This is a genomic window from Klebsiella sp. CTHL.F3a (genome assembly GCF_019890895.1).
Lineage (GTDB): Bacteria > Pseudomonadota > Gammaproteobacteria > Enterobacterales > Enterobacteriaceae > Klebsiella > Klebsiella grimontii.
On sequence record NZ_CP082360.1, the window covers coordinates 1513742 to 1539785 of the forward strand.

Below are 26044 nucleotides of genomic sequence, written 5' to 3' on the forward strand. Positions count from 1 at the left end.
TTGGCTTTTTTAAAAACGCCATGAAAATGGCGTTGTATCGATTTTAGTATGAGGCATTTAACATGATACCTGTGGTCGCGCTTGTCGGGCGCCCTAACGTTGGAAAATCCACGCTTTTTAACCGCTTAACGCGCACTCGCGATGCGTTGGTCGCGGATTTCCCGGGGCTGACTCGTGACCGTAAGTACGGTCGTGCTGAAGTGGAAGGCCGCGAATTTATCTGTATCGATACCGGCGGGATCGACGGTACCGAAGATGGCGTAGAAACGCGGATGGCGGAACAGTCGCTGCTGGCAATCGAAGAAGCGGACGTGGTGCTGTTTATGGTCGACGCGCGTGCGGGCCTGATGCCGGCGGATTCGGCAATTGCTAAACATCTGCGCTCTCGTGAAAAGCCGACCTTCCTGGTGGCAAACAAAACTGATGGCATCGATGCCGATCAGGCGATTGCCGATTTTTGGTCGCTGGGGTTAGGCGAGATTTACCCGATCGCCGCTTCGCACGGCCGCGGCGTCACCAGCCTGCTTGAGCACGTGCTGTTACCGTGGGTTGACGAGGTGAACCCGCCGGAAGAAGTGGACGAGGACGCGGCATACTGGGCGCAGTTTGAAGCGGAGCAGAACGGCGAAGCAGTTGAAGAGCCGGAAGATGATTTTAACCCGCAGGATCTGCCGATTAAGCTGGCGATTGTGGGCCGCCCAAACGTGGGTAAGTCAACGCTCACCAACCGTATTCTGGGCGAAGATCGTGTGGTGGTTTACGATATGCCGGGAACCACTCGCGACAGCATCTACATCCCGATGCAGCGCGATGAGCGTGAATACGTCCTTATCGATACCGCAGGCGTGCGCAAGCGCGGCAAAATCACTGACGTCGTCGAAAAATTCTCGGTGATCAAAACGCTGCAGGCGATTGAAGATGCCAACGTGGTGCTATTGGTCATTGATGCGCGCGAAGGGATTTCCGATCAGGACCTCTCCCTGCTGGGCTTTATCCTCAACAGCGGCCGCTCGCTGGTGATTGTCGTCAATAAATGGGACGGCCTGAGCCAGGAAGTTAAAGAGCAGGTGAAAGAGACCCTCGACTTCCGTCTGGGCTTTATTGACTTTGCCCGCGTGCACTTTATCTCCGCGCTGCACGGCAGCGGCGTAGGCAACCTGTTTGAATCCGTGCGCGAAGCGTACGACAGCGCCACCCGTCGTGTGGGCACCGCTATGCTGACCCGCATTATGACTATGGCTGCCGAAGACCATCAGCCGCCGCTGGTGCGCGGCCGTCGCGTGAAGCTGAAATATGCCCACGCCGGTGGTTATAACCCGCCGATCGTGGTTATTCACGGTAACCAGGTTAAAGACCTGCCGGATTCGTACAAACGCTATCTGATGAACTACTTCCGTAAATCGCTGGAAGTGATGGGCACGCCGATTCGTATTCAGTTCAAGGAAGGGGAAAACCCGTTTGCCAACAAACGTAATACCCTGACGCCGAACCAGATGCGTAAGCGTAAGCGCTTGATTAAGCACATCAAGAAAAGTAAATAAGCTATCCGCTAGCATCAAAAACCTAAAGCCCGCACCCGTCGGGCTTTTTTATTATCGCCATTGTACATGCGCAGAATAATAATAAACTCGCTTGAGGCCGGGTTATAAATGTGAGAAAAACCAAGGAGGATAAATATTTTTGTGACAATGAGGTCAGAATGAAAACCCTTTTAACTCTCCTGATGCTGTTTCTTATTCCTATAGCCTGTGCCGCTGAATCACAACCGATTGAACCACGCGTTAAGCCTGCTTATCCCGCGAAAGCCGAAAAAAAAGGGATACCGGGTCAGGTTAAAGCGCAATTTGACGTTGATGAGAATGGGCGGGTGACTAACGTTCAGTTATTAAACTCCGATCCTTCCGGAATGTTTGATAATGAAGTCAGGGCCGCAATGGAAAAATGGCGATACGTCAAAGGGAAGCCTTCCAGCAATAACATCATTACCATTTATTTCACGCCGGGGCCGTCTTGCGTAGAGGTGCCAGCGCCAAACCAGCCCGGCAGTATTCAAAGCAGGGGCGTTCCTTTTCGCTAAAGTAGAACGCACGTAAATGAACGTAGGGAGAATCGTATCAAACGATGGGGGCAGGGATATGAAAAAAACAATAGTGATGGTCGGTTTGGTTATTTTAACCAGCAGCTGTACGCCGTTTCATCCTTCTGACTGTCATAAAACATCAGCGCTTGGGAGCTGTAGCTCCGGACGCTTCAGTGATAACGATAAATATGGCAAACAGGCGCGAGCGATAAAAGAGTCTATTGATTCCCAGTTATCCAATCGCTACGGCTGGACGGGTAAAAAATGCACGATACATCTGAGTTTTAGCGATGAGGGGAAACTGAATAGCGTGACAACGAGTGAAGGTCATAAAGCCTATTGTGCCGCGCTGGTAGATGCCGCTAAACGGGCCACTTTTCCGCCGTTTACCGATAAGCAGGTCTATGATGCTTTTGCTCAGTCCCGATTCAGTATGCAGGGTGAATAAAATTAAAGGCGACGGACCGCAGGGGGCGAATAACCTGCTGGAGGCTAATGACTGGCAGCAGCCACAGATTGTGCAACCGTGATAAAATAAAGCGATATACCCGTCGTCAGGAGTCACCATGGAATTTGATTGCCCCGTATGCCATGCGCAGCTTGCTGTGCAGGGCAATAGCGCCCATTGCGAGCATTGTGCGAAAGATTATGTTGTTGAAGCCCGCTGCCCGGATTGCCACAAGCCGCTAGAAGTTTTGAAAGCCTGCGGCGCGGTGGATTATTTCTGCCAGCACGGTCACGGGCTGATTTCAAAAAAACGCGTCGAGTTTGTGCCGATTTAATCTTTATCGCTGACGCAGCCTTCACCGTCGCGCCAGAGCTCAATCAGTGAACTTGGCGCACGCTCCTCGGGAATGAGGATAATCAGGCTGTGATAATACTGTTCGCTAATTATCTGAATGCGGAAGAAACGCTGGTCGCCGCTCCCCGGCGAGTCTGGCTGACCTGGCGGCTTGCCCAGCGGTAGCGACTGTTGGAGAATTGTCGCGATCCGCTGCCTTTGTTGCTCGTTAAGCCGGGCAACGACAATCTTACGCATCCCGCTGAGCGCTGGGATCCAGGCGACACCGCCCTCGCGCGCCAGCTCAATGACCGCGTCATCGCTGAGATCGGGGAGATTCATAGCGCGACTCCGACCCGCTCCCAGGCCTGAGTAATCGCATCAGCGGCCTCTTTGCCAGAGCGTTTCTCGCCATGGTGAATCGTCAGTCTGGCAAAGGCCGAGAAGTCGGCGTCTTTTGCCAGAGATTGATCGCACACCGCGTCGTACCAGGCATATCCCGCTTTTTCCCATGCAAAACCACCGATTGCGCTGGCGGCGAGATAAAAGGCGTGATTAGGAATACCGGAGTTAATATGAACGCCGCCGTTATCCTGCTGGGTATGAACAAAGTCTTTCATATGCGCGGGTTGCGGGTCTTTGCCAAGGATAGGGTCATCATAAGCGGTGCCAGGCTGCGACATAGAGCGCAGACCTTTACCGTGGATGCCTTTCGCGAGTAGCCCCTCGCCAATGATCCAGTCCGCTTTGTCTGCCGTCTGCTGGCGCTGATACTGTTTGACCAGCGATCCAAAGACATCTGATAGTGATTCGTTGAGCGCGCCGGATTGTTCGAAATAGATGAGACCGGCTTCGCTCTCCGTCACGCCGTGGCTTAGCTCGTGCGCCACCACGTCAATAGCGATAGTAAAACGATTAAAAATCTCGCCATCCCCGTCGCCAAATACCATTTGCTGGCCGTTCCAGAACGCGTTTTGATATTCGTGACCATAGTGGACGCTGCCGGTAAGCATCAACCCGCGGTTATCCAGCGAATCTCGCTGGTAGCTCTTCCAGAAAAAATCATGGGTGATGCCGAGATAGTCATAGGCTTCATCAACGGCTACGTCGCCGTTGGAGGGCTGTCCCTCAAAACGAACCTGGGTACCCGGCAGATCCTGGGTCTGCCCGGCATCATAAATGTCGCGCTCAAGCAGGCCCGGCGTCGTCACGTGGGCCGCGGCGGGGCGGCCCGGAACGTGCGCCATCAGGGTCTGAACATGGCTGAGGGTGTTCCGCGCGCAGCGCTGTTGCTGAAGAGAACCACGATCGACAATACGACGTAAGATGTAGGGCGGAATCACATAACGGGGATAAGCTTCTGGCATATCACGCTCCTTAGCCGGATAAAACCGTTTTAAAAGGGCATGACAGCAGTATAGTTATCCCCTGCCGAAAAGGCAGGATAATCAGGCTTTTTTGCGAGTACGGGTTTTCTTCACCGGCGTGATGTTCTTCACTTCGCTCTCTACCCAGCCGTCGTTCAGGCGGGTCGTGAGGAGGTCACCTTCGCGCACCTGCGTCGTTTGTTTCAGCACTTTGCCGTCGCTGGCGGAAGTGACGCTATAGCCGCGGGCGAGCGTCGCCAGCGGGCTGACGGCTTCCAGATGCGTGACCATATTACCGAAGCGTTCACGTTGTTCGCCAAGACGCGCGCGAATGTTTTCCGCCAGCCGGTATTCCAGCTGTTGAATACGGCTCTGGACGCGGTGAATGCGCGGCTGCGGATTTTGTTGATTCAGGCGCTGCGCGGCGCGCTGCTGGCGCTGGTCGGCGCGCTTCATCTGCGTCTCAAGAGCGAAACGCATGCGTTGGCGCAATCTTTCCAGTTCCGTTTGCTGACGGGCCAGCCGCAGCTGGGGGTGCTGCTGCTGCAGGCGGTGAAAAATCTGGGTAAAGCGGCGATGGCGGTTGGCAAGGAAGTAGTCCATCGCCATTTCAAGACGCTGCTGCCCGGACTGGAGCTGACGCAGCAGCTCTTGCTGGTTGCGGCTGACAATTTCCGCCGCAGCGGAGGGCGTTGGCGCGCGCAGGTCGGCAACAAAATCGGCGATAGTGACGTCGGTCTCATGGCCTACGGCGCTGACGATGGGAATAGGGCTGGAGAAAATCGCCCGCGCCACCCGCTCGTCGTTAAAGCTCCATAGATCTTCCAGCGAACCGCCGCCGCGCCCGACAATCAGCACATCGCACTCATGGCGCGCGTTGGCCAGTTCAATGGCGCGAACGATCTGCCCCGGCGCATCTTCACCCTGTACGGCGGTCGGGTAGATAACGACCGGCAGGGAAGGATCGCGGCGCTTGAGCACGTGTAAAATATCATGCAGCGCAGCGCCGGTTTTAGAGGTGATGACGCCGACGCAGTGCGCGGGGGAGGGGAGCGTTTTTTTATGCTGCTGATCGAACAAGCCTTCCGCCGCCAGCGCTGCCTTAAGCTGTTCATATTTCTGCTGCAGCAGACCTTCGCCCGCAGGCTGCATGCTTTCCACGATGATCTGATAATCGCCGCGCGGCTCGTACAGCGTGATGTTGGCGCGGACCAGCACCTGCTGCCCGTGCTGCGGACGGAACGTCACGCGGCGGTTGCTGTTGCGGAACATCGCGCAGCGCACCTGGGCGTTATCGTCCTTTAAGGTGAAGTACCAGTGACCAGAAGATGGCTGGCTGAAGTTTGAAATCTCGCCGCTAATCCACACCTGCCCCATTTCACGTTCCAGCAGCAGCCGAACCGACTGATTGAGGCGGCTAACCGTGTAAATTGAGGGGGATTGAGATGGCAACATGTGAGCAAGATCAAATTTTAAATCAGCAGGTTATTCAGTCGATAGTAACCTGCTGGGAGGGGATCGCAAGTATTATTTGCAAAAAAGGGTAGATGCAATCGGTTACGCTCTGTATAATGCCACGGCAATATTTATCCACCCTGGTCGAGATATTGCCCATGCTACGTATCGCTAAAGAAGCCCTGACGTTTGACGACGTCCTCCTCGTTCCCGCTCACTCAACCGTTCTGCCAAATACCGCCGATCTCAGCACTCAGCTGACGAAAACCATCCGTCTGAATATTCCTATGCTTTCCGCTGCAATGGATACCGTGACTGAAGCGCGTCTGGCAATTGCCCTGGCACAGGAAGGCGGCATCGGCTTTATTCATAAAAACATGTCCATTGAACGCCAGGCGGAAGAAGTAAGGCGCGTGAAAAAGCATGAATCCGGCGTGGTGACCGACCCGCAGACCGTCCTGCCAACCACTACCCTGCGCGAAGTTAAAGTGCTGACCGAACGCAACGGTTTTGCTGGCTATCCGGTAGTCACCGAAGACAACGAGCTGGTCGGCATCATTACCGGCCGCGATGTGCGTTTCGTCACCGACCTGAACCAGCCGGTTAGCGTATATATGACGCCGAAAGAGCGTCTGGTTACCGTTCGTGAAGGTGAAAGCCGCGAAGTGGTTTTTGCCAAAATGCATGAAAAACGCGTTGAGAAAGCGCTGGTTGTGGATGACAGCTTTCATCTTCTCGGCATGATCACCGTTAAAGATTTCCAGAAAGCGGAGCGTAAACCGAACGCCTGTAAAGATGAGCAAGGTCGCCTGCGCGTTGGCGCAGCGGTTGGCGCGGGCGCGGGCAACGAAGAGCGCGTTGATGCGCTGGTTGCCGCGGGCGTAGATATTCTGTTGATCGACTCTTCGCACGGCCACTCTGAAGGCGTACTGCAGCGTATCCGTGATACTCGCGCTAAATATCCTGACCTGCAAATCATCGGCGGTAACGTGGCGACCGGCGCGGGTGCTCGGGCGCTGGCGGAAGCCGGCTGCAGCGCGGTGAAAGTGGGTATCGGTCCTGGCTCCATCTGTACGACTCGTATCGTGACCGGCGTGGGTGTTCCGCAGATCACCGCCGTTTCTGACGCGGTTGAAGCGCTGGAAGGCACCGGTATCCCGGTTATTGCCGACGGCGGTATCCGATTCTCCGGCGATATCGCGAAAGCGATTGCCGCAGGCGCAGCCGCAGTCATGGTTGGCTCAATGCTGGCCGGTACCGAAGAATCCCCGGGTGAAATCGAACTCTACCAGGGCCGTTCTTACAAATCCTACCGCGGTATGGGTTCCCTGGGCGCGATGTCTAAAGGTTCCTCCGATCGCTACTTCCAGACCGATAACGCCGCCGACAAACTGGTGCCGGAAGGTATCGAAGGTCGCGTCGCCTATAAAGGCCGTCTGAAAGAGATTATTCACCAGCAGATGGGCGGCCTGCGCTCCTGTATGGGTCTGACCGGTTGTGGTACCATCGACACCCTACGGACCAAAGCGGAATTCGTGCGCATCAGCGGCGCGGGTATCCAGGAGAGCCACGTTCACGACGTGACCATCACTAAGGAATCCCCGAACTACCGCATGGGCTCCTGATTTTCATCGCCCGGCCACGCGCCGGGCGATTTATTTAACCTGTATCACTTGCCTCGGAATTATCGTCAATGACGGATAACATTCATAAACATCGTATTCTTATCCTGGACTTCGGTTCTCAGTACACCCAGCTGGTTGCGCGTCGCGTTCGTGAATTAGGTGTCTATTGCGAACTGTGGGCATGGGACGTGACTGAAGCTCAAATTCGTGAGTTTAATCCTAACGGCATTATTCTTTCCGGCGGCCCGGAAAGCACCACCGAAGATAACAGCCCGCGCGCGCCCCAGTATGTCTTCGAAGCCGGCGTGCCGGTATTCGGCGTATGCTACGGCATGCAGACCATGGCTATGCAGTTGGGCGGACACGTTGAAGCGTCTAATGAGCGTGAGTTTGGCTATGCGCAGGTTGAAGTTCAGACCGATAGCGCCCTGATCCACGGTATTGAAGATGCGCTGAGCGCGGATGGTAAGCCGATGCTGGACGTCTGGATGAGCCACGGCGACAAAGTTACCGCCATCCCGTCTGACTTCGTCACCGTCGCCAGCACCGAAACCTGCCCGTTCGCCATTATGGCTAACGAAGAGAAGCGCTTTTACGGCGTGCAGTTCCATCCGGAAGTGACCCACACCCGTCAGGGTCTGCGCATGCTTGAGCGTTTCGTACGCGATATCTGCCAGTGTGAGGCGCTGTGGACGCCGGCCAAAATTATCGACGATGCCATCGAACGCATTCGTCAGCAGGTTGGCGACGATAAAGTGATTCTCGGCCTCTCCGGCGGCGTGGATTCCTCCGTTACCGCTATGCTGCTGCACCGCGCCATCGGCAAAAACCTGACCTGCGTCTTCGTGGATAACGGTCTGCTACGTCTGAATGAAGCCCAGCAGGTTATGGACATGTTTGGCGACCGTTTCGGCCTGAACATTGTTCACGTTGAAGGCGAGGCGCGTTTCCTGACCGCGTTGGCGGGGGAAAACGATCCGGAAGCGAAGCGTAAAATCATCGGCCGTGTATTCGTTGAGGTTTTCGACGAAGAAGCGCTGAAGCTGGAAGATGTGAAATGGCTGGCGCAGGGGACTATCTACCCTGACGTGATCGAGTCTGCGGCTTCCGCAACCGGCAAAGCGCACGTTATCAAATCTCACCACAACGTGGGTGGTCTGCCGAAAGAGATGAAGATGGGCCTCGTTGAGCCCCTGCGCGAGCTGTTCAAAGATGAAGTGCGTAAGATTGGCCTCGAGCTGGGTCTGCCGTACGACATGCTGTATCGCCACCCGTTCCCGGGACCGGGCCTCGGCGTGCGCGTGCTGGGCGAAGTGAAGAAAGAGTACTGCGACCTGCTGCGTCGCGCTGATGCCATTTTCATCGAAGAGCTGCACAAAGCCGATCTGTACAACAAAGTGAGCCAGGCATTCACCGTATTCCTGCCAGTTCGCTCCGTTGGCGTCATGGGCGATGGCCGTAAGTACGACTGGGTGGTTTCCCTGCGTGCTGTCGAAACCATCGACTTTATGACCGCGCACTGGGCGCATCTGCCGTACGATTTCCTCGGCCGCGTGTCCAACCGCATCATCAATGAAGTCAACGGTATTTCCCGCGTGGTGTATGACATCAGCGGTAAGCCGCCGGCGACCATTGAGTGGGAATGATTTCACGTCTGGCAACAGCCTGCACGTAAAAGCAGTAAAGTACCTGTAAGCCCGCGTAACAGCGGGCTTTTTTGTTTTTGTGTCTGGCACTTTCTGGCAGCTGTTAGCAACGGGAAGCACGGTTTTTTCAATGGAATTTTTGATGGTACTCTCTGGTTTTGAATTTTGATCTCCTCCCTGAAAACAGTACCAGGGTCACCTTGCTGGTGTGGATTTCACAGCGCTCACGAGAGTGCTACCAGTTGGCCGCCAAGCCCAGGGAGCGCGGCCTGCAGTATCTGGAAAACCTGACGCTGCTGATCGAAAGTACTTCAGGGAGCCCCAGCGCATCATGACCGAAGCCAAGCGCAATCTTATCTACACCTCGATGACGGTTGGCCAGGTCGCCGACAGCCTGGGGTTCGTCGAGCAGGCTTACTTCTCACGGTTCTTCAAGCGCACAACGGACCTGACCCTGAAGGCGTTTCGCCTTCAGCGCCGGGAAATCTAGCCTTCGCTCAACTTCACCAGGCTGAACAGCATCTCCAGCACTGGCGTGGCGACGCCCAGGCGCTTGCCACGCTCGACCACCGCGCCATTGATGAAATCGATCTCGGTTTTGCGACCTGCCTCGACATCCTGCAGCATCGACGGTTTGTGCTGCTGGTGATTGCGAAAGGCATAGTCGACAGCAGCGATAACCCGCCGCTGATCAGCATCAACGCCAGCAGCCTGTGCAACCGCCACGGTTTCGCTGACGATGCGGGAGGTCACCTGCCGTCCCTCTTCAGCGTGGCCGACCGCGCCCACGGTCCGGCGGGTCACCGCGCAAACCGAATTGAGCGCTGCGTTGAACGCCACCTTCTCCCAGATCGACACCTGCACCTGCGGATCGGCCTTGCACGGCAAACCGGCCTGGCTAAAATTCGCCGCGATTTCGTGCACGGTCGGGCTGTCCTTACCATTGCCTGTCCAGATATTGATGTGCCCTTCGCCGTGGCTGTGCACCACGCCAGGCGCGACAAGGTCTGCCGGCAAGTTGGTCATGCCGACGATGATGCGCTCGGCCGGAACCACGCGGGCGATGAGCTCGGCATTGCCCAGCCCGTTCTGCACCGAAAGCGCCCAAGTCTTCGGCCCCACCAGGTGGCGCACTGACTCGATGGCGGCGGCGGTATGAAACCCCTTGGTAAAGATCACCAGCAGGTCGAAGTGGCCTGTCACTTGGTGTGCACGAGAGATCGGCACCCTGACGCTTTCCTGTACGTCAGGCGTCTCCAGGCGCAAGCCCTGGCGAGAGATGACCTCGATGGTCGTCTCCGACGCCTCCACGAAAGACACGTCCTGTCCAGCCAAGGCCAGGCGCGCACCAAACAGTCCGCCCATCGCCCCTGCGCCCACTATTGCAATTTTCATTGCTGCTCCTTCGAGTAAATGAATGGCCACTTCAGGAAGCCATTCTCTGTCTCACAAATAAATGCGTACCCGGCAAAACATAAATGCCGTCTATGTCCTGAGGCATTGCACCACCGCTGACCCACGCCATGCCCGCCGATTGTCAGGGTGGTCATGGCGCCGTAACTCTTGTTGTCGATATCGCCATACAATGCTTTGCCGTCTTCACGGTTCTGGGAGTGGCGCAACTCGGTCTGCAGCGAGTAGCCGGTCGACAAGACGGACGGTTGGACAAGTCCAGGTAATGCTGCTGATAAATATCCTCGATCTGGCCGTAGAAAACAGAAGAATCACGGCGTCAGTGGATTCGCAGGACCAGGCGCAAGCCGAAAGGAACCTGCGCCAGTATGCTAGAACGGGTATTTGCGTGGTGTCATCTGCACGCTGATCCAGTGATCGGTGGTGAATTCCTCGATTGCCCACTCACCGTTGAAACGCCCCAGCCCCGAGTTCTTCTCACCGCCAAAGGGAGCGTGTGCCTCGTCGTTGACCGGAATGTCGTTCACATGGGTCATGCCAGCCTTGATTCGACGCGCGAAACGCGCGCCGCGCTCCAGGTCGGCGGTGAACACGGCGCTAGATAGCCCGAACTCGCTGTCGTTCGCAAGCGCCAGCGCGTGGGCCTCATCTCGCGCGCGCTGAATGCCGACCAGCGGGCCGAAAATTTCGTCGCGGGTGATCTCCATTTCTTCCGTCACATCGGCGAACACGTGAGGCGGCAGCAGTTGCCCACGCACGTCACCTTCGACGACTGGACGGGCACCCTCCTCCCTGGCCCGCGCTACCTTGCTCAGCAACGTGTCCAGTTGCTTGCGGTTGATGATAGGCCCGACCACGGTATCCGGCTCGCTGGGGTCGCCCACCTTCAACGCCTTGACCCTTTCGGCATAGCGCTCGACGAAGCGGTCATACAGTGCGTCCTCGACGATGATGCGGTTGATCGCCATGCAGATCTGCCCCTGGTGCAGGAACTTGCCCATCACCGCCGCTGCTACCGCCTGCTCCAGGTCGGCATCGGCCAGCACCACGAACGGGCTGTTGCCGCCCAGCTCCAGTGCCACGTGCTTGAGGTGCTTGCCACCGCTGGCGATACGGCCAATGTTGGCGCCCACAGGGGTCGAGCCCGTGAAGGAGATGAATTTGGGTACCGGATGCTCGACGAACGCATCACCAATCTCGGCACCAGAGCCGACCAGCACGCTAATCACGCCTGCCGGAACGCCGGCTTCCTCGAAGATGCGCGCGGCCAGCAGGCCGCCCGTCACGGGGGTATCGCTCGCGGGCTTGATCACCACGGCATTGCCCAGGGCCAATGCCGGTGCCACCGAACGCTGGGTGAGGTGGAGCGGGAAGTTCCATGGGCTGATCACCCCCACCACACCCAGAGGCTCTCGGTAAACGCGATTTTCCTTGCCTGGGACGTTGGACGGCAGAATGCGCCCGTGCACCCGCGCCGGAAAAGAGGCTGACTCCAGGGTGATGCTGCGCGCAGCGCCCCACTCGATTTGCGCCTTGATGCGGGTACTGCCCGACTCGCGGATGATCCAGCCGATGATCTCCTCGCGACGCTCATCGAAGATCTGCACCGCACGGTGCAGGATGGCCGAGCGCTGCCCCGGTCCTATCATCGCCCACTCGACCTGGGCGCGCTGCGCGGCCTGATAGGCTTCGTCCAGGTCATCGCGGGTAGCCTGCTTGATCTGCAGCAGGGTTTCTCCGTTGTACGGATCGCTGACCTGCAGTGATTGCGGCGCACTGCCTTCACGCCATGCGCCGGCAATCGGCAGCAGGTGAAGATCGCGATACGGCGTGTGATTGACTTGACTCACGGAATATCTCCTTTATCAGCATTGGGCACGTTGTTCAGTGATGGGTGTCTGCCGGCTGGGCATTCAAGCCCACGCTGGCAACGGCCCTTCTTTTGATCATGGCAATGGCGAAAATCGCCACCAATCCGGGGACCGCGCAGAGAATGAAATTGATCTGCAGTGGCAGGTTTATGCTCAGCATCAGGCCGCCCATTGCCGGGCCAGCCACGGCCCCGAAACGGCCAATTGCCGAACACCAACTCACGCCCGTCGCACGGATCTCGCTCGGGTACTGCTGTGCAGCGAAGGCGTGGATGACGGCCAGGGTGCCGATGGTGGTGGCACCGGCGATCAGCAACATAGCGTTGAGCAACAGCGGGCCAGGCTTGATACCCAGCGTGCAGAGTGAGATCACCGCCAGCAGAAAGAACAGTATCAACGTGGGCTTGCAGCCCCAGCGATCGGCGAGCCAGCCACCACCCAGGGCGCCGAAGGTGGCGCCAATGTTCAAGGTCACCAGGAACATCAGGCTCGAACCCAGCGGGAAGCCACCGGCGACCATGATCTTCGGTAGCCAAGTATTGAGCCCATAGACCATCAGCATGCACATGCCAAACCCCAGCCACAGGAACATCGTACCCACGCCACGTCCTTCGGTGAACAGACGCGACAACGGTGCCGCGCTCGAAGTGCGTACGGGCGCATCGAAACGTACCTGGTCAGCGTCGACGGCGGGATCGATGCGTTTGAGCAGCGCACTGGCCGCGGCCTTGTCCTTTTTCAGCAGGAAGTTCAGCGACTCGGGCAGCTGGCGGTACATCCACGGCAGGAACAGCAGCGGGATGCCGCCCACCAGAAACGTTGCCTCCCATCCAAAGCGAGGAATGATAAACATGGCTACCAGAGCAGAAAAAATTGCCCCGATCGAGTAGAAGCTGAGCATGATAGTGGTCATTCGGCTGCGACGTGCTTTCGGTGTCAGATCATTCATCAACGCGACGATGTTGGGGATCGCTCCCCCCAGCCCGACGCCGGTGACGAAACGCAGAGTTGCGAAACTCTCCGCATCCCAGGCCCACGCGGTACCCAGCGTGCAAACACTGGCCAGCGTCATGGCGCTGAGAATAACTTTGCGCCGTCCCAGGCGATCAGCCAGCGGGCCGATGACGACAGCGCCGAACATCATGCCGAACAGCGCGGCACTGCCCATCCAGCCGGCAATGACCGGAGTCAATGCCCAATGCTCCATCAATTGCGGCACGACAGAGCCGTAGATGACCAGGTCATAGCCATCGAACAGCATGATGAAGGAACACCAGAAAAGTAGGGTATAGTGGAGTTTTCCAAGCGGAGCGGAGCCCGCGACATCCAAGGCACGTCGTTGAGTCATTGTTGTATCTCTTATTGTTGTTATCGAGATTAGTGAGCGAGGCGCCGGCGGCGACCACGTTCACATGAGGTCAGTGAGGCTGGATGGTCAGGGTCGGCACCTCGATGACGGTGGGTTCATTGGCGTCCAGCGCAGTTCGTAGTGCCGCCTTGAAGCTGTCCCGGGTATCGGTGTGTACGGCCTTGACCCCATAGCCTTTGGCAATGGCACAGAAGTCCAGGCCGGGAACGTCAAGGCCAGGGGAGTCCTCGGCCTTGAGCACCCCGGCAAACCAGCGCAGGGCACCGTAGGTGCCGTTCTTGAGGATGATGAACACCACGGGTACCCGGTATTGCGCGGCCGTCCAGAGCGCGGTGATGCCGTAGTTGGCAGAGCCATCACCGATCAGTGCGACAACTCGGCGCTGCGGTTGGGCGAGCTGCACGCCAACGGCGGCCGGCAGGCCGAAGCCCAGGCCACCCGCTGCCGGGAAGTAATAGCTGCCTGGATGACGCAGGTTCATGCGCTGCCAGAATGCCGTGGTTGTCGAGGTTGATTCCTTGACATAGATGGCATCGTGCGGGGCGACTGCATCGAGTACATCGAACAGCGTTTCCGGGTGCAGGTGGTGCGGCTCGTCGGTGACACACTCAGGCGCAGCGAGTGCTTCTGGATACGGCCGGGACTGCTGGACGACTTCTTCGGCCAGCACGCGCAGGGTTTCCTTGATGTCGCCGACCAGCGCATGGCCCATGGGTGCTCGTGCAGCCTCTAGCGGATCGGAGGTGATGTGCAGCAGTTGCGCCCCGACCGGCAGGTAATCACCGGGGGCAAACTGGTGATAACGGAACACCGGCGCACCCACCACGATGATCAGGTCATGGCCTTGCAGGGTCTTGCTGATGCCAGCGATAGCCGCTGGCAGCACGCCCCGGAAGCTGGGGTGACGGGTAGGGAACGGGCAGCGCGACGCCGACGGGGCGATCCAGACGGGCATGCGCAGCTTGTCAGCCAGGGCCACTGCGTGGTCGTTGGACAGCGTCGCATCGACATCGGGGCCCAGTACCAGCACCGGATTGCGTGCGTCTTGCACTTGCTGGACCAGCACCTGCAGTTGCCGAGCGTCTGGCGTACCTGCCGTCTGCACGTCGCGCTCGATCAGGTGCTCGACGCCGGGTCCCGAAGGCTGATCCCAGTCATCGTAAGGAATCGACAGGTACACCGGTGCTTTCGGCGTGGTGTTCGCATACTGGATCGCCTGGCTCAGGGCACGCGGTACGTCCTGGGCGTTGGCTGGTTCGTAGCTCCACTTCACCAACGGCTTGGGCAGTTGCGTAGCATCTACGTTGGCCAGCATGGCCTCTACCCCGATCATCGGTCGCACTTGCTGACCCGCGGTGATCACCAGGGGGCTGTGCGAGTACCAGGAGTTGGTCAGCGCGCCCATACCGTTCCCCGTGCCTGCCGCAGCATGCAGGTTGACGAACGCCGGCTTGCCGCTGGCCAGCGCATAACCGTCGGCCATGCCCACCACCGCACCTTCGTGAAGGCCGAGTACGTACTGAAAGTCTTCCGGGAAGCTCTTCAGGAACGGCAGTTCGTTGGAGCCGGGGTTGCCAAAGATGGTGGTCATGCCGTGGCGGCGCAGTAGCGCATATGCAGCGGAGTGAATTGTTTTCATAAAGTTAATATTTAGTAAATGTCATGTAGTTCAACTGTAGAGAGATGACTAAAATCGATCAAATAAATACTTTGACTTCAGCGCATAAACACTATCTATATACAACGGGAGATTAGCCAATGGCCGGTTTCGACCTCAACCTGATCACGACTTTCGTCACGCTCTATGAAACCCAGAGTGTCACCGTGGCTGCTGAGCGACTCTGCGTGACTCAGCCATCAGTGAGCTATGCATTGGCCAAACTCAGGGAACAGTTCGATGACGCCTTATTCGTACGTAACCAACAAGGCATGCAACCTACGCGGCTGGCTACTCAGCTCTATGAGGGATTCAAGGAAGCCAGCCGTAGCATCAATGATGCCGTTTCCGAGGCACGCAAATTTTCCCCATCAACCTCAAAGCGACGTTTTCGCCTTGCCTTGTCGGATTTGGGGGAAATTGCTTTGCTGCCAAGAGTGCTCGACCGTCTCAACCAGATGGCGCCGAGTATCGAGCTTGACATCGTGCCGCTTGAGATCGACCAGGTCGCAACATGGCTGAACGATGGGCATATCGACGCGGCTATCTGTAGTCAGATATTGCCGGGGGCCGGCATTACCCACCAAAGGCTGATGAGCGAGCAATACTGTTGCCTGGTCGATGACGCTCATCCACGTATTGGCACGCAGATGAACATGCAGCAATTTCTCGCCGAACCCCATGCAATTGTCACCCGAACATCCGGCCATGGCATGGTAGAAGACGTCCTGAAAAAAATGGCCGTCGAGCGCCGAGTGCGGCTACGCATCCCACATTTTTCGGTACTGCCAAAGATCATCCCCGGGACTGAGATGATCACTATCTTGCCCTATCGCATTGCCTGGAGCTTTTGCGAATTTCCAGGAGATAAGCCATTGAAAGTCGTCGATCTACCTTTCGAGGTACCATCTTTCGAAGTGACCCTGCACTGGCATTCGCGAAGTGAAAAATCCACTTCGCTGAAGTGGTTCTGCGAGCAGATTGAGGCTGCACTTGGTGAGCCTTAAGACCGCTACCGGCAGATTCTGTTGAAAAAGTAGCGACCTCTCCGTGCCGACGGCAGAATCACTCTGTCGGTGAACGCGGGGACGAACAGCATGATGGGACCGCTACCGGGTGGACGGCTGCGCCTGTTCTACTCGTTCAATCTGGAAGACCATATCCCAGTCCAACACCTCCTGCGCAGTATCGACCAGTGTCTGGATCTGCGTGATCTACTCAGCTACCTTGCGGATTTCTACAGCTCCATCGGACGCCCCTCGATCGACCCAGAGTTGATGATGCGGATGCTGGTCATTGGCTACTGCTAAGTGGGCGATCGCTAATGGAGACAGGGATTTGTCCCGCGTAGCTCTCTCCGTTCTGGCAAAGGTAGCAGTCGTAATATCGCAAGATTTAAAGTGCTTAGTCGATGACCCTGCTGTCGTTACTTTGCCCTGCCACCAAGCATACCGCAGCAATATTGATTACCAGCGGCTTAGGTACTGGTGCCGTGAAAGTCGCAAGATCGTTATCGTTTACCAGGATAGAAACGGTATCGAGACGCAGCGTACCGTCTGGCCGTTCATGATGGGCTTATGTCACAGGAGCGCAAGTGGTGATCGCATGGTGTGAAATGCGTGAAGACTTTAGGGTATTCCGAGACGAGCGGATCAAGGTCGTCAAGTTTTGTGAGATGCAATACCCAGTCCTCACAGCCGTACTACGTAGAGACTGGATGCAGCGTCAAGCGCTGTTGGCAGTTCAGACAGGCTCTCAAAAGTGATGTTGATCCTTTATGGTATTTGTCATGGTTTTAAAGTTTTTCGTGCCTTGTAGGCTTCGGATTTACTGGTCTGTGCGGGGCTATTGATAATTGAGTGGGAATAAATTGTATTCTTTGCGTTAATTGAATAAAAAATAATGCCATTAGTGATTGACGTCATTAATGGCATTTTTCATAACAATATCGCCGGATTACGGCATTCCCTGAGACGATAAATACGGTTTGTCTTACCGAGAAATCAAAAGTCACAGGGGTCATACTGTCAGCCCCGTTCTTCAATCGCCGCGGGCGAACTCTCACGTTGATACCATGCAATTGACATCGCCAGGCCGAAAACCACCAGCGCCAGCGCGGCGGAAATCGCTAAACTGCCTCTCATCCCAAGATGATGATTCAGCCACGCGTAGGCAAACGGCGAGGCGGCGGCCAGCAGCTGCGCGGGAATCAACAAAATGCCGGTTCGCCGGGCATAATCCTCCGTGGCGAAAAGCTGCAGCGGCAGGGTGGCTTTAAATACGGTCGTCAGGCCGTTGATCGCGCCGTAACCCAGAACAAATCCACCAGCCGCCCAGGAGAGATATGACCCGCTTAGACCGAGCGCAAAGCAGAGCGGCATCGCCAGGGTGGTCAATATCGTTAGCCTTAACGGCGTAAGGGCGGAACCGGACGCGACTTCGAGAAAGCGCGCGCCGGTTTGCCCAATCCCCCACAGCATTCCCACTGCGACAGGTAGCCCAACGCTGGCGATAAACTCCGGGAGATGCGTCGAGGTACCGTTGGAAACGAAGGTCACCAGCGCAATCAGCGACGCGTAGAGCAGGGCGGAGCGCTTATCGCGGCCAGATAGCCGCTGGCGTTTAATCGCCAGCTGGGGTGGCGGCAATTTATGATTTGGCATTTTCCACAGCAGCATAGCGCTAAGCAGGCCGAACAGGGCATAGATCAGCAGCGCATGCCGCCAGTCCATCTGCGTCAGCAACCCTGCGCCGAGCGGCCAGAACAGAGCCGAAGCCAGCCCTCCGGCCAGCGTCACGCGCGAGATGATGAGTCTGGCGCTTTGCCCATAGATATTGACCAGCGCGGCAAACAGCGCGTCATAGAGCGCCAGGCGCATGCCGAACCCGGTCAGGGCCCAGGCGGCGAACCAGGCCGACAGGCTATGGACGTAAGCCATGATCAGGCAGCCTGCTGAAATCATCAGCGTACCTGTGACCACTATCCGTTGGCCGCCAAAGTGGGCCAGTAGCCGGGCGACAAATGGGGAGAGCATTGCCATCATGAGCATGGCGATAGTCAGGCCGAAGTAGATTTCCGTTGCGGCCCAGCCGGTCTCTAGGGCGATAGCTCTGGCGAAAGTGCCAGGCATATAAAACGATATTCCCCAGTTAATCAACTGGTTGCACCCGGCGGCAAGGGTGACAAAGCCCGGCGCGGAGAGTGATTTTGCAGGTGTTTTCATGATCGTCCATTTTGTTACGCTGTTGTCGGCAGCATACCCTGCACGCTATTGTGGAGGCAGGCCGGTCCATTTATGACCCTTATAAGAGAAACTTTGTGATGACGACGCTCAATCTGGGAAATCTGGCGACGTTCCGCCTGGTGGTACAGCGCGGAAGCTTCTCAGCCGCAGCTGACCTGCTGGGGTTGTCGCAGCCCGCGGTAAGCCTGCAGGTACGTCAGCTGGAACAATTTCTGCAGACCAGACTGCTTGAGCGCACCGGGCGAGGCATTAAGGCGACGGCGGCGGGAATCGCTTTGCTGGCGCATAGCGATCGGATTGAGCAGACGGTGAGCGCGGCGGTGCAATCGGTTAGCGAATTCAACCGTGAAATTAGCGGTTCGGTGACGCTGGGTACCGGGGCAACCGCCTGTATCCATCTATTACCTCCGCTGTTGCAGAAGCTGCATCAGGATCATCCTCTGCTGACGGTCAGGGTCACGGTTGGCAATACGCTGGAGGTCGTTCGGGCTATCGAAGAGAATCGGCTCGATCTTGGGCTTTGTACGCTACCGGCGAACGGACGCAGCCTGGCGGTAACGCCGGTATTAAATGAAGAGTTTGTCTGTATCTTCAGCGATGGGCAAGACGAGCTGTCCTCGCCGCTGACGCCAGAGATTCTGCAATCATTGCCGCTAATTGCTTTTGAAGCGGGTAGCGGAACCCGGGATCTGATTGACGGCTGGTTTCGCCATAATGGACTAATGGTCGTGCCCGTCATGCAGTTAGGCAGCATTGAGGCGATTAAGCGCATGGTGCGCGCGGGACTGGGATACAGCATTGTGCCGCGTATGGCGGTAGAGCATCCGCAGGATAGCATCGGCCTGAAGGTGCAATCGTTGACTCCGCTGCTGTATCGTCAGCTAGGCGTCGTTATGCGCCAGGATAAAATCATCAGCAAAGGCATTGCTGAATTGCTGCGTTTGCTACCTCAAATCGGTTGCTGAACGCGGTACGCAGCGCTTATTTTTGTACGGGCGTTTTCAGCGAGTCGGCAGGTTCAACAGTAATGGTGGATTGCTGCGACTGCTTCTTATCCTGATGATGATACCAGGCGCCGATGGAGGAGTAGACAAAGCGTCCAAAGAAGAAGATAAAGCTGATAAGCAGTACGATACGGGTCATGCGACGGTTAAATCGATGTCGTTTACGCATACTGGGTGCCTGACTCACAAAAGGTTCCTTAAAGTATACCCAAAGGATGGGCGATGTGCGTATTAAGGCACAGTAAAGCGGAAGGGTCAATTGATGAGAATGTAAAAATCCCAAGGCTAAAACATTAATAAATGTTATATAAGATAATCCTCGTATTTACATGCTTTCTGCTTATCGCAGATTGATGTTAAAAAAAAAGCATTATTAATATTAGCCTCGAGATTTCTTGATTTATATCAATCGTCTATTTTTTTCGACATCTAAAATCATCAGCAAGTTACGCGTTGTTATTCCTTGCGCGATTATGATGGTTGGTTGGATGCCTGCCTGAATATACCCTGCAGGATTTAGGGTTATCCGTAGAGCATCTATGAAAATAATTAAACTATACAGACAATATCGGGATAAATGGTGGGCGTTGCCGCTGATCTTGCCCATTCTTTTACTCCCTCTGGCAAGATGGGCTAACACCGATGCATTACTCAATGGTAATGAAGTTTATCTTTACTATTTACCCCTGGCGTTAGTACTGAGCCTGATGCTGTTTTTCGGCTGGGCCGCTTTGCCGGGCATCGTTCTCGGTTTGTTACTTACCATTACGCGCGGCATGACGCTGGAAGATTCCATCGGCGTGATTTTTCATTTTCTTATTCCGACGGTTCTTTGCTGGGGCGGGTATCGCGTTTTTGTCCCGCGCAGGCAGCAAATCTCGCACGGTAATGTGCGACTGATGCCTCAACGTTTATTCTGGCAGATGCTGCTACCATCGCTGATCTTTCTTATCCTTTCCCAACTCGCCGAGTATTTGGGGATCCATCCGCGCGCAACCGGTTTGATTGGGGTCAACCCCTTAAGTTTGCGTTCGCTTATCACCTTTCAGGCCCTGATGGCCGGATGTTTGACCGGCGTGCCGCTATGCTACTTTCTGATTCGAATTATCCGCAACCCGCTCTATATTCGGGGTTTTGTTTCTCAGATTCGCCTGCAGATCGATCCAAGAATAAAGCGCTTAGAATTTATTTTATGGGTGGCAGTGCTGATCTTTTTATTGGTGCTGCTATTAATGCCGTTGAATAGTACGAGCACTATTTTTAGCACGAATTATACCTTGTCCTTGGTTATGCCCGTGATGCTGTGGGGGGCGATGCGTTTTGGCTATCGCTTCATTTCATTGGTTTGGTCCCCTATATTGATTGTTATTATCCACTTTCATTATCAATATCTCCCGCATTCACCGATTTACAGTAATCAGCTAGCTATTATCTCCTCAAGCTATCTGGTGTTTTCATTTATTATCGCCTATATGGCGATGCTGGCGACGCAGCAGAGAATTTTTTATGCGCGCATGCACAGGATGGCCTTTATGGATCCGGTTGTACGCTTGCCCAATATCCGGGCGCTAAGTCGGGCGTTAAATAAATTCTCCTGGTCAGTGGTGTGCTTCTTACGCATTCCCGAGCTGGAAATATTGGGCCGCCATTACGGCGTTCTGTTGCGTATTCAGTACAAACAACTGCTGGCCGAGTCGCTCAGCGAGCTATTGCAGCCTGGTGAGGATATCTATCAGATGGCCGGGCACGAGCTGGTTATCCATCTGCACAGTGAAGACCATCAGCAGCGAATCCCCCTGCTGTTTGACCACCTCAAAAAGTTTCGCTTTGTCTGGAATGGTATGCCGCTGCAGCCGCCCGTGGGACTCAGCTATTGTAACGTTCGCTCTCCGGTGACGCATCTGCATTTACTGCTTGGAGAACTCAGCGGCGTGGCTGACCTTTCGCTGGCGACCGGAAGTCCTGAAAATTTACAGCGCCGTGGCGCCATTAATACGCAGCAGGAGCTGAAAGACAAAGTCACGATAATGAATCAGCTGGTAAAGGCGCTGGAGCACGATCGCTTTATTCTGATGGCACAACAGATAGTCGGCATCCGGGGGGATAGCTATCATGAAGTTCTGCTGAGAATGCTGAATGACAACGATGAAATCATCATGCCTGATGTCTTCTTACCGGTGGCGCACGAGTTTGGACTGTCGGCGCGCATCGACAGTTGGGTCCTCGAACATACGCTGATCTTTATGGACAAGCGGCGCAAAAAGCTTCCTGGAATGCGTCTGGCGATAAATATTTCACCTTTTTCTGTGAGTAACAGCCATTTCCATCAGCAGGTAAAAACGCTGCTGGAGCATTATGACATCGAACCCTGGCAGATTATTTTTGAGCTGACGGAGAACCATTCGCTTACCAATCCCGAGCAGGCACGGAAAACCCTGGCGCAGCTTCAGGACCTGGGCTGTCGGGTCGCGATTGATGATTTTGGCACCGGCTATGCCAGCTATGCGCGGCTGAAAACGCTGAATGCGGATTTGCTGAAAATTGACGGCAGTTTTATTCGTAATCTGGTGACCAGCAGTCTGGACTATCAGGCCGTTGCCTCTATTTGCCTTCTGGCGAGGATGAAAAATATGCAGGTGGTGGCTGAATATGTCGAAACGCCAGAGATTCGTCAGGCCGTGGTTTCACTGGGGATCGATTATATGCAGGGCTATGATATCGGCAAGCCGGCCCCGCTTGAGGCGTTGGTTGAGGATGAATAAGCGAATGGGCCGGATTTTCCGGCCCATATGAGTGAAGCTAGCTTGCCGCGTCAGGCTTCTCTTCTTCGCTGATTTTCAGCCACCAGTCAGGTACGCCTTCCCAGTACTCCTGCTCTTTTTCCAGATCGAGCAATACCAGCGCATTCTGGCTAAACCAGTCATGCGGGAAGGTCAGCGTCCAGTGGTTCGCCTCGGTTTTCAGCGTAAGGGTTGGCGGCGTGGTCGTCGCCTGTCGCTGGTTATTCAGCAGCACCCCAAGGCGCAGCAGCTGTATTAACGGCAGAAACTGCTTTTTCTTAAACAGCGTAAAACGCGGTAAATCATCCAGCTTAATCGCTTTACGGTGATAGCGAACTAAGGTGGCCATCAGCATCTGCTGTTCCTGATTAAAGCCCGGCAGATCGCTGTTTTGCAGGATGTAAGCCGAATGGCGGTGCATGCCGCTGTGGTTAATATTTAAGCCGACTTCATGCAGCATGGTCGCCCATTTCAGCAGCGCCGCCAGATGAGGGTTCGCAAGCTTGGGATTCTGCTCCTGCCATTGCTCAAAAATATGCGTGGTGGTCTCCAGTACCCGACGCGCCTGCTCGCGGTCGATATTGTACTGGTTCGCCAGACTTTGTGCGGTGCGGCTACGGATATCCTGGTGACGGAAACGTCCTTCCATCTCGTACAGTACGCCTTCGCGCAGCGCGCCGTCGGATAAGCGCAGCTCTTTAATCGCCAGCGCGTCAAACACCCCGCAAAGAATCGCCAGGCCGGGAGCAAAAACGGCTTTACGATCTTCCGAGAGTCCAGGCAGGCTCAGCGAGTCGAAGTTTTTATACTTCAGTAGTTCTTCGACCAGCATCTCAAGGCGCTCTGGGGTGATAAAGCCGTCTTTCTCACCCATGGCCACCAGCACTTCGTGAGCGGCTTTAATGGTGCCCGATGCGCCGAGGGCGACGTTCCACCCCTGGATGCGGAACTGCCAGGCCAGGGTTTCCAGCTTTTGCACGGCCGACAGACGCGCGCGCTGGAAATTCTCTTTGTTGATGACGCCGCCAGCAAAGTAGGCCTGAGAGAAGCTCACGCAGCCCATACGGCGGCTTTCCACCAGACGAGGCTCGAAATCCTCGCCGATCACCAGTTCGGTAGAGCCGCCGCCGATATCGATGACCAGCTTACGGCCTCGCTCCGGCTGCGTATGCTCCACGCCCATAAAAATCAGACGCGCTTCCTCGTTGCCGGGGATGATTTCAATGGGGTAGGGGATGACCTGCTCCGCGCGCTTAAGGAACTCTGCGGCGTTTGTCGCCTGGCGCAGCGTGTGCGTGCCGACGATGCAGACGCTTGACGGGTCAAAACCCTGCAGGCGCTCGGCGAACAGCGACAGGCAGTTCAGCCCGCGCGTCATAGCCTCTTCGCTCAGTACAGAGTTTTCATCCAGACCATCGGCCAGATGTACCCGCTGTTTCAGACGACCGATGATCTGCATAGCCCCGTCAACGACACGGGCGATCACCATATGAAAACTGTTCGAACCGAGGTCGACCGCAGCGAACTCCTGCGGCCGAGGGGCATTTTCGTTTATTGGCATAGGTTAGTCGGGCTGTTCAAGTGATTTGAGGTAGTCGTATATCGCCATCTGTGCACGGACTTTGCGGCGATTGCCGCGCGGCACGTAGCGATTGCTCAGTTCTTTATCAAGATAGCGCGCTTTCACTGTATCGTTGAAGAGGAGATCGAAAATATCCAGCACCCGCTGCTTCAGGCGCGGATCCAGCAGCGGCGCGGCCACTTCGATACGATAGTCAATATTGCGCGTCATCCAGTCCGCGGACGATAGCCAAACCTGTTTATCGCCGCCGTTTTCAAAGCAATAAACGCGGTCATGCTCAAGGAAACGGTCAACAATGCTGGTCACGCGAATATTTTCGCTGATTCCTTCCAGACCGGGGATCAGCGAACACATACCACGAATAAGCAAATTAACCGGCACGCCGGAGCTTGAAGCGGCGTAGAGACGGTCTACCAGACCTTTATCGACCAGGTTGTTCAGCTTCAGCATGATGCCCGACGGCTGACCATTTTGCGCGTTGGCGATTTCACGATCGATCATCTCATAAAGCAGACGACGTGAGTTTTGCGGCGACACTAGCAGATAATCGAAGCTGACCGGGCGGTAGGGGTTTTCAATAAAGTTAAATACCCGGCGGACTTCATTGGTGATGCGCGCATCGGCGGTCAGCAGCGAGTAGTCGGTATAAAGCCGCGCGGTTTTTTCGTTGAAGTTGCCGGTGCCGATATGCGCATAGCGCACGACTTCATCGCCCTCTTTTCGCGAAACCAGGAACAGCTTGGCGTGGATCTTGAGGCCCGGCGCGGAGAAGATAACGTGCACGCCGGCTTCGGTCAGGCGCTTAGCCCAATGAATATTGGCTTCTTCATCGAAACGCGCCTGCAGCTCAACGACCACCGTCACTTTCTTACCGTTGTGGGCGGCATGAATCATCGAATCGATAATCCGTGAATCTTTCGCGACGCGGTAGATGTTGATTTTGATAGCCAGCACGCTTGGGTCGAAAGAGGCCTGGCGCAGCAGCTCAAGGACGTGTTCGAACGTATGGTACGGGTAGTAAAGCAGCACGTCGCGTTCGCGGATTGCGTCAAAGCCGTTGCGGAATTTATCGAACCACAGATGACGCAGACGCGGCATCGGTTTGTTGACCAGATTCGCTTTGCCCACGTTGGGGAAGCCGATAAAGTCTTTAAAGTTGTGGTAACGACCGCCCGGCAGCATCGAATCGTAGTTGGAGATGGAGAGCTTATCGCGCAGCATTTCGACCATTGCGTCGGGCATATCGCGCTGATAAACGAAGCGCACCGGCTCGGCGGTCAGACGCTGTTTCAGGCTGGAGGACATCAGCTCCATCAGGCTCGATTCCATCTCGTGCACCAGATCGTATTCGGCGTCACGGGTCATTTTCATCGAGTAGGCGTTCAGCGCGTCGTAATCGAAAAAGCCCTTGAAGATATCATCCAGGCAGTAGCGCAGGATGTTATCTAGCAAAATCATCGGTTTGCGCCGGCGAGGCGCTTCCGGCGGCAGGTTAACAAAACGCGGCACCTTGTCAGACGGAATCTCAAGCAGCGCGTAATTAATGGTATCTCCGCGGATAATTTCGACGGCCAGGTAGGTGTAATCATCCTTCAGAAACTGCACTAAATCCGTTTCGCGGTTAATCAGGATTGGCGTGATGTGCTGACGAAGATACAGCTTGAAGTAGTTACGCAGCCAGGACTGCTGGTTGACGGAGAGCTGGCGTTCGTTGATCAGGAAAATCTGGTTACGCGCCATTTCCAGCAGCAGCTCGTTGTATAAACCGTCAAACTCCTGATCGGCCTTGAGCACGCGAGCCTGGATTTTGCCTAGCAGGTGACGTGAGTGGGCGGTACTGCCTTGTTCTTCGCTAATGATGATGCGGCGCTTAAGCTCGGCGAACCGCACTTTATAAAATTCATCGAGGTTATTGGAGTAAATCCCCAAAAAGCGCATGCGCTCGATCAGCGGATTGCTTTTGTCCGCCGCTTCCTGAAGTACGCGTTCGTTAAAGGACAACCAACTGAGTTCTTTTTCGATGTATAGCTTTTCCTGGCCCATTACAGCTCACACTCCGTTTTACTCACAGGACATAGACTATTATGACGAAATTTTCCGCATAGCGATTCACTCTGTCACAACTATATGACAGTAAGAAGAACTATTTCTTCAATATGATTGATTGTT

The 26044-nt window shown here is 55.5% G+C and carries 22 protein-coding genes and 1 pseudogene; 11 read left to right on the forward strand and 12 right to left on the reverse strand.

All coding sequences use genetic code 11. The annotated features are described in order from the left end of the window. Positions 1 to 62: 62 nt before the first annotated feature. The 4 genes from der to K7H21_RS07270 all read left to right on the forward strand — a co-directional run bounded on the left by der (position 63) and on the right by K7H21_RS07270 (position 2862). Positions 63 to 1541: a ribosome biogenesis GTPase Der gene (gene der / locus K7H21_RS07255; protein WP_004123577.1), complete on the forward strand. Its 1479-nt coding sequence runs from the start codon at positions 63 to 65 to the stop codon at positions 1539 to 1541. 158 nt (positions 1542 to 1699) lie between these two features. Then, entirely contained in the window at positions 1700 to 2077 is a 378-nt protein-coding gene (locus K7H21_RS07260; protein ID WP_004123575.1) for a TonB family protein, read from the forward strand. A 58-nt stretch (positions 2078 to 2135) separates the two neighbouring features. Beyond that, positions 2136 to 2528: a cell envelope integrity TolA C-terminal domain-containing protein gene (locus K7H21_RS07265; protein WP_004123572.1), complete on the forward strand. Its 393-nt coding sequence runs from the start codon at positions 2136 to 2138 to the stop codon at positions 2526 to 2528. 118 nt (positions 2529 to 2646) lie between these two features. Continuing rightward, a complete protein-coding gene (locus K7H21_RS07270; protein WP_004123550.1) occupies positions 2647 to 2862 on the forward strand; it encodes a zinc ribbon domain-containing protein in 216 nt (71 codons plus the stop codon). Here K7H21_RS07270 and K7H21_RS07275 read toward each other — a convergent pair. From K7H21_RS07275 to xseA, 3 genes are all read right to left on the reverse strand, one after another. Further along, entirely contained in the window at positions 2859 to 3203 is a 345-nt protein-coding gene (locus tag K7H21_RS07275; RefSeq protein ID WP_004123545.1) for a protealysin inhibitor emfourin, read from the reverse strand. The two genes, K7H21_RS07270 and K7H21_RS07275, sit on opposite strands and share 4 nt — an antisense overlap. Beyond that, positions 3200 to 4228, reverse strand: coding sequence for a M4 family metallopeptidase (locus K7H21_RS07280; RefSeq protein ID WP_223035674.1), 1029 nt, complete (start codon positions 4226 to 4228; stop codon positions 3200 to 3202). The genes K7H21_RS07275 and K7H21_RS07280 overlap by 4 nt, the downstream gene beginning before the upstream one ends. Before the next feature lie 81 nt (positions 4229 to 4309). Continuing rightward, positions 4310 to 5683, reverse strand: coding sequence for an exodeoxyribonuclease VII large subunit (gene xseA / locus K7H21_RS07285; RefSeq protein WP_004123541.1), 1374 nt, complete (start codon positions 5681 to 5683; stop codon positions 4310 to 4312). A gap of 158 nt (positions 5684 to 5841) precedes the next feature. Between xseA and guaB the strand changes: the two genes are divergently transcribed. From guaB to K7H21_RS07300, 3 genes are all read left to right on the forward strand, one after another. After that, positions 5842 to 7308 (forward strand): IMP dehydrogenase, encoded by a 1467-nt coding sequence (gene guaB / locus K7H21_RS07290; RefSeq protein ID WP_004123540.1) that lies wholly within the window; start codon positions 5842 to 5844, stop codon positions 7306 to 7308. A 68-nt stretch (positions 7309 to 7376) separates the two neighbouring features. Then, positions 7377 to 8954 carry a glutamine-hydrolyzing GMP synthase gene (gene guaA / locus K7H21_RS07295; protein ID WP_004123537.1) on the forward strand — a complete coding sequence of 526 codons (1578 nt, stop codon included), beginning with the start codon at positions 7377 to 7379 and terminating at the stop codon, positions 8952 to 8954. Positions 8955 to 9285: 331 nt separating this feature from the next. Then, on the forward strand, positions 9286 to 9444 hold the full coding sequence (locus K7H21_RS07300; RefSeq protein ID WP_049112977.1) for a helix-turn-helix domain-containing protein: 159 nt from the start codon (positions 9286 to 9288) through the stop codon (positions 9442 to 9444). On the opposite strand, the gene K7H21_RS07305 is transcribed toward K7H21_RS07300, so the two are convergent. The 5 genes from K7H21_RS07305 to mdlC all read right to left on the reverse strand — a co-directional run bounded on the left by K7H21_RS07305 (position 9441) and on the right by mdlC (position 15246). Beyond that, the gene (locus K7H21_RS07305; protein WP_142468029.1) at positions 9441 to 10349 is read right to left on the reverse strand and encodes a ketopantoate reductase family protein; all 909 of its coding nucleotides are present in this window, start codon (positions 10347 to 10349) and stop codon (positions 9441 to 9443) included. The genes K7H21_RS07300 and K7H21_RS07305 overlap by 4 nt on opposite strands. Next, positions 10346 to 10606: an OprD family outer membrane porin gene (locus K7H21_RS29330; protein WP_049112975.1), complete on the reverse strand. Its 261-nt coding sequence runs from the start codon at positions 10604 to 10606 to the stop codon at positions 10346 to 10348. The genes K7H21_RS07305 and K7H21_RS29330 overlap by 4 nt, the downstream gene beginning before the upstream one ends. Before the next feature lie 132 nt (positions 10607 to 10738). Next, positions 10739 to 12217 (reverse strand): aldehyde dehydrogenase family protein, encoded by a 1479-nt coding sequence (locus K7H21_RS07315; protein ID WP_112165517.1) that lies wholly within the window; start codon positions 12215 to 12217, stop codon positions 10739 to 10741. A gap of 34 nt (positions 12218 to 12251) precedes the next feature. Further along, a complete protein-coding gene (locus tag K7H21_RS07320; protein ID WP_004123524.1) occupies positions 12252 to 13586 on the reverse strand; it encodes an MFS transporter in 1335 nt (444 codons plus the stop codon). Positions 13587 to 13656: 70 nt separating this feature from the next. Continuing rightward, positions 13657 to 15246 (reverse strand): benzoylformate decarboxylase, encoded by a 1590-nt coding sequence (gene mdlC / locus K7H21_RS07325; protein ID WP_004123521.1) that lies wholly within the window; start codon positions 15244 to 15246, stop codon positions 13657 to 13659. 119 nt (positions 15247 to 15365) lie between these two features. Between mdlC and K7H21_RS07330 the strand changes: the two genes are divergently transcribed. Both K7H21_RS07330 and K7H21_RS07335 read left to right on the forward strand, forming a co-directional pair. Further along, positions 15366 to 16271 carry a LysR family transcriptional regulator gene (locus K7H21_RS07330; RefSeq protein WP_004123517.1) on the forward strand — a complete coding sequence of 302 codons (906 nt, stop codon included), beginning with the start codon at positions 15366 to 15368 and terminating at the stop codon, positions 16269 to 16271. A 90-nt stretch (positions 16272 to 16361) separates the two neighbouring features. Continuing rightward, positions 16362 to 16571, forward strand: a pseudogene (locus K7H21_RS07335) (transposase); the annotation flags it as partial. Between the two features lie 720 nt (positions 16572 to 17291). Here the strand turns inward: K7H21_RS07335 and K7H21_RS07340 are convergent. Next, positions 17292 to 18488, reverse strand: coding sequence for an MFS transporter (locus tag K7H21_RS07340; protein WP_223035675.1), 1197 nt, complete (start codon positions 18486 to 18488; stop codon positions 17292 to 17294). A gap of 98 nt (positions 18489 to 18586) precedes the next feature. Between K7H21_RS07340 and K7H21_RS07345 the strand changes: the two genes are divergently transcribed. Beyond that, positions 18587 to 19474: a LysR family transcriptional regulator gene (locus K7H21_RS07345; protein WP_004123509.1), complete on the forward strand. Its 888-nt coding sequence runs from the start codon at positions 18587 to 18589 to the stop codon at positions 19472 to 19474. Positions 19475 to 19490: 16 nt separating this feature from the next. Here K7H21_RS07345 and K7H21_RS07350 read toward each other — a convergent pair whose 3' ends face one another. Beyond that, positions 19491 to 19682 (reverse strand): YfgG family protein, encoded by a 192-nt coding sequence (locus tag K7H21_RS07350; RefSeq protein ID WP_004123505.1) that lies wholly within the window; start codon positions 19680 to 19682, stop codon positions 19491 to 19493. Positions 19683 to 20052: 370 nt separating this feature from the next. Here K7H21_RS07350 and K7H21_RS07355 point away from each other — a divergent pair, with 370 nt between their 5' ends. After that, positions 20053 to 22275, forward strand: a complete 2223-nt coding sequence (locus tag K7H21_RS07355) for an EAL domain-containing protein (RefSeq protein ID WP_004123503.1) — start codon at positions 20053 to 20055, stop codon at positions 22273 to 22275. A 37-nt stretch (positions 22276 to 22312) separates the two neighbouring features. Here K7H21_RS07355 and ppx read toward each other — a convergent pair whose 3' ends face one another. Both ppx and ppk1 read right to left on the reverse strand, forming a co-directional pair. Beyond that, a complete protein-coding gene (ppx, locus tag K7H21_RS07360) occupies positions 22313 to 23854 on the reverse strand; it encodes an exopolyphosphatase (protein ID WP_004123501.1) in 1542 nt (513 codons plus the stop codon). 3 nt (positions 23855 to 23857) lie between these two features. Beyond that, complete coding sequence (gene ppk1, locus K7H21_RS07365) at positions 23858 to 25918, reverse strand: polyphosphate kinase 1 (protein WP_004123499.1); 2061 nt, start codon at positions 25916 to 25918, stop codon at positions 23858 to 23860. Between the last annotated feature and the right edge of the window lie 126 nt (positions 25919 to 26044).

What these genes read in the sequence shown, in the direction of transcription:
- K7H21_RS07275 (WP_004123545.1), bottom strand. Translation starts at nt 3,203, where the DNA reads ATGAATCTCCCCGATCTCAGCGATGACGCGGTCATTGAGCTGGCGCGC.
- K7H21_RS07350 (WP_004123505.1), bottom strand. Translation starts at nt 19,682, where the DNA reads ATGCGTAAACGACATCGATTTAACCGTCGCATGACCCGTATCGTACTG.
- guaB (WP_004123540.1), top strand. Translation starts at nt 5,842, where the DNA reads ATGCTACGTATCGCTAAAGAAGCCCTGACGTTTGACGACGTCCTCCTC.
- xseA (WP_004123541.1), bottom strand. Translation starts at nt 5,683, where the DNA reads ATGTTGCCATCTCAATCCCCCTCAATTTACACGGTTAGCCGCCTCAAT.
- K7H21_RS07270 (WP_004123550.1), top strand. Translation starts at nt 2,647, where the DNA reads ATGGAATTTGATTGCCCCGTATGCCATGCGCAGCTTGCTGTGCAGGGC.
- K7H21_RS07265 (WP_004123572.1), top strand. Translation starts at nt 2,136, where the DNA reads ATGAAAAAAACAATAGTGATGGTCGGTTTGGTTATTTTAACCAGCAGC.
- K7H21_RS07345 (WP_004123509.1), top strand. Translation starts at nt 18,587, where the DNA reads ATGACGACGCTCAATCTGGGAAATCTGGCGACGTTCCGCCTGGTGGTA.
- K7H21_RS07340 (WP_223035675.1), bottom strand. Translation starts at nt 18,488, where the DNA reads ATGAAAACACCTGCAAAATCACTCTCCGCGCCGGGCTTTGTCACCCTT.
- K7H21_RS07320 (WP_004123524.1), bottom strand. Translation starts at nt 13,586, where the DNA reads ATGACTCAACGACGTGCCTTGGATGTCGCGGGCTCCGCTCCGCTTGGA.
- K7H21_RS07330 (WP_004123517.1), top strand. Translation starts at nt 15,366, where the DNA reads ATGGCCGGTTTCGACCTCAACCTGATCACGACTTTCGTCACGCTCTAT.
- K7H21_RS07305 (WP_142468029.1), bottom strand. Translation starts at nt 10,349, where the DNA reads ATGAAAATTGCAATAGTGGGCGCAGGGGCGATGGGCGGACTGTTTGGT.
- ppk1 (WP_004123499.1), bottom strand. Translation starts at nt 25,918, where the DNA reads ATGGGCCAGGAAAAGCTATACATCGAAAAAGAACTCAGTTGGTTGTCC.
- K7H21_RS07260 (WP_004123575.1), top strand. Translation starts at nt 1,700, where the DNA reads ATGAAAACCCTTTTAACTCTCCTGATGCTGTTTCTTATTCCTATAGCC.
- K7H21_RS07280 (WP_223035674.1), bottom strand. Translation starts at nt 4,228, where the DNA reads ATGCCAGAAGCTTATCCCCGTTATGTGATTCCGCCCTACATCTTACGT.
- mdlC (WP_004123521.1), bottom strand. Translation starts at nt 15,246, where the DNA reads ATGAAAACAATTCACTCCGCTGCATATGCGCTACTGCGCCGCCACGGC.
- K7H21_RS07300 (WP_049112977.1), top strand. Translation starts at nt 9,286, where the DNA reads ATGACCGAAGCCAAGCGCAATCTTATCTACACCTCGATGACGGTTGGC.
- K7H21_RS07355 (WP_004123503.1), top strand. Translation starts at nt 20,053, where the DNA reads ATGAAAATAATTAAACTATACAGACAATATCGGGATAAATGGTGGGCG.
- ppx (WP_004123501.1), bottom strand. Translation starts at nt 23,854, where the DNA reads ATGCCAATAAACGAAAATGCCCCTCGGCCGCAGGAGTTCGCTGCGGTC.
- der (WP_004123577.1), top strand. Translation starts at nt 63, where the DNA reads ATGATACCTGTGGTCGCGCTTGTCGGGCGCCCTAACGTTGGAAAATCC.
- guaA (WP_004123537.1), top strand. Translation starts at nt 7,377, where the DNA reads ATGACGGATAACATTCATAAACATCGTATTCTTATCCTGGACTTCGGT.